This window comes from Okeania sp. (genome assembly GCF_983059655.1).
This window is the reverse complement of record NZ_CEZPJD010001072.1, coordinates 1-2,188: the sequence shown is the minus strand read 5'-3', so window position 1 is coordinate 2,188 and position 2,188 is coordinate 1. Positions and strand designations below refer to the sequence as shown.

4 protein-coding genes are annotated in these 2,188 nt (G+C 39.3%); all 4 read left to right on the top strand.

Annotation, left to right across the window (positions count from 1 at the left end; translation table 11 throughout):
• The first annotated feature begins 387 nt into the window (after positions 1–387).
• The 4 genes from AC3DU7_RS31880 to AC3DU7_RS31865 all read left to right on the top strand — a co-directional run bounded on the left by AC3DU7_RS31880 (position 388) and on the right by AC3DU7_RS31865 (position 2,135).
• A complete protein-coding gene (locus AC3DU7_RS31880) occupies positions 388–795 on the top strand; it encodes a hypothetical protein (RefSeq protein WP_488043235.1) in 408 nt (135 codons plus the stop codon).
• A gap of 38 nt (positions 796–833) precedes the next feature.
• Positions 834–1,070: a hypothetical protein gene (locus AC3DU7_RS31875; protein WP_488042698.1), complete on the top strand. Its 237-nt coding sequence runs from the start codon at positions 834–836 to the stop codon at positions 1,068–1,070.
• Positions 1,071–1,246: 176 nt separating this feature from the next.
• Positions 1,247–1,672: a hypothetical protein gene (locus AC3DU7_RS31870; protein ID WP_488043234.1), complete on the top strand. Its 426-nt coding sequence runs from the start codon at positions 1,247–1,249 to the stop codon at positions 1,670–1,672.
• 82 nt (positions 1,673–1,754) lie between these two features.
• Positions 1,755–2,135 (top strand): hypothetical protein, encoded by a 381-nt coding sequence (locus AC3DU7_RS31865; protein ID WP_488043233.1) that lies wholly within the window; start codon positions 1,755–1,757, stop codon positions 2,133–2,135.
• Positions 2,136–2,188: the final 53 nt, after the last annotated feature.

Below are 2,188 nucleotides of genomic sequence, written 5' to 3'. Positions count from 1 at the left end.
TTGAATTTTGATTTCTTCAGATGTTAAGTCTTGCTCAGACTGCCAAATTTCCACAACCAATTTGCGGTATCGATTGGCCGCTCTTATTCCAACACTTTGGATTAATAGAAGATATTGCTGAATTTGACAGGGCAACATTTTGTTTTCTAGGTAAGGGGCTGACTTGGCAAGAAGTAAGCCCCTGGCAGATGGATATAAATTAAGTAATTCAGAAATTTTTAAGTCAGCTTGAACGGCTAAGAAGTCGTTATTTCATGCTTTTGTTGGTTAGATTCTCCTGTTAACCTCCCCCTTTTCTTTGGCTTATGATTGACATCATAGCAAGATGATAATACTATGTCAATATGATGTTCCGACAAAAGCAGACTATTATATTGCTAAGATGAAATGAACCAAGACGAGGAAAATGCCAAAAATAAGTCCAAAATTATACCAAGAGCCGAAGTACTCGATATCACTCAGCTTGACTCGGACAGCGCTGGACCACGTAGAGGAGATGGCCCAGGAATCCGAGGAGAAAATCAGTCGGAGCCAGGTAGTCGAGCAATTAATAAGAGAAAAAGCGAATCCATCACCGCCTCCGCTACCATTGACGGAGAAGGAAGCCATCCTAAAAAACTAATCGACCGATTGGAGCTTCTTGAAAAAGCTTTTAATCAGTATGTAGGGGCGCATCGGGACAGATTAGAAAAAAGGCTAGACGAAAATAGAGAGTTCACCCAAAAATTCATAGAAGAATTTGCTGCAATTAAGCAAGAAATATTAGAGGGTTCGCCCCAGCATCACAATGAATAATAAGTGTCCGGTGGTAGTTAATACCGTCGGATTTTTTCATGGAAAATCACTCAATTAATCAACAATGCGCGATCGCCTTTCAGTTGGCCCCAAAGGATTATCGCGATCGCGATAAGTGGCCGATTCAACTAATTTGCGGTATCGATTGGCCGCTCTTATTCCAACACTTTGGATTAATAGAAGATATTGCTGAATTTGACAGGGCAACATTTTGTTTTCTAGGTAAGGGGCTGACTTGGCAAGAAGTAAGCCCCTGGCAGATGGATATAAATTAAGTAATTCAGAAATTTTTAAGTCAGCTTGAACGGCTAAGAAGTCGTTATTTCATGCTTTTGTTGGTTAGATTCTCCTGTTAATTTCCCCCTTTCTTTTGGCTTATGATTGATATAGTAACTCAATAAAGATACTATGTCAACATAGTACCTCAATAAGTTCAGTGTCAGAAGTGTAGATGGTGTTACAAAACATGGATGGTGTTACAATGAGCATCAAAACCAATAGAGGAAATGAAAACAGAGCATCAGAAATACGGAGAACTCAAGGTCAAGACAGGTGTGTCCTTGACCAAGACAGCGATGAGCTACTTGGACGATCTAAGGAAGGAGGAGCAGGTCAGTCGGAGCGAAATGCTGGAACGGTTGGTCAGGGAAAAAGCGAATCCACCACCATTAACAGAGAAGGAGGCCATACTAAAAAACTAGCGAGCCAGTTGGAACTGTTAAAAGAGGCTTTCTATGAATATGTAGGGGCGCATCGTGGCAGACTTGAACAAAGGCTAGACGAAAACAAACAGTTCACTCAAATATTTGAAGAAAGACTTGCTGCACTAGAGCAAGAAGTATTAGGGTCGCCCCAGCATCACACCGAAGAAGAATAAAAGTCCGACGGTAGTTAATACCGTCGGATTTTTTCATGGAAAAATTCAGTTCAACCAGCAAAGAAACAATCAGAACCTTAAGATGAAAATCAAAATCAAACCATACACTTTTAAAGCAGAAACCGTTATAGCTAAAGCTATACAAAAAGCTATTAACTCATCAGAAATTAGTAGGTTAATAGTTAACAATTTTAACAACTTTGTAAGCATTTTAGGAGACATTGTACTTCCAAGACAGACTGCCAAAAAAGCAGCAGCAGAGGAAGAAGAGCGAAGACAAGCATTTGAACTATTTAAAATCCTATACGAAAGAAGTGAAGGTGAAGTAGACCCCATCAGAGACTCAGAATATTATCTTCAAGAGATAGACAAACTTGCGAAAATAGCTGTTAGAGATACCAACAAATTCAGAGAAGTCTACGCAAGAGAAAAAAGAACTGAAGATTGTGGAGATATCAACTAATGAACATATTAAAGCAATTAAAAACCCTAAATTGGCAAAATCAAGTATCAGTA

Excerpts from the sequence above, each read along its gene's own strand:
- AC3DU7_RS31870 (WP_488043234.1), top strand. The coding sequence starts at position 1,247 with ATGGTGTTACAAAACATGGATGGTGTTACAATGAGCATCAAAACCAAT.
- AC3DU7_RS31880 (WP_488043235.1), top strand. The coding sequence starts at position 388 with ATGAACCAAGACGAGGAAAATGCCAAAAATAAGTCCAAAATTATACCA.
- AC3DU7_RS31875 (WP_488042698.1), top strand. The coding sequence starts at position 834 with ATGGAAAATCACTCAATTAATCAACAATGCGCGATCGCCTTTCAGTTG.
- AC3DU7_RS31865 (WP_488043233.1), top strand. The coding sequence starts at position 1,755 with ATGAAAATCAAAATCAAACCATACACTTTTAAAGCAGAAACCGTTATA.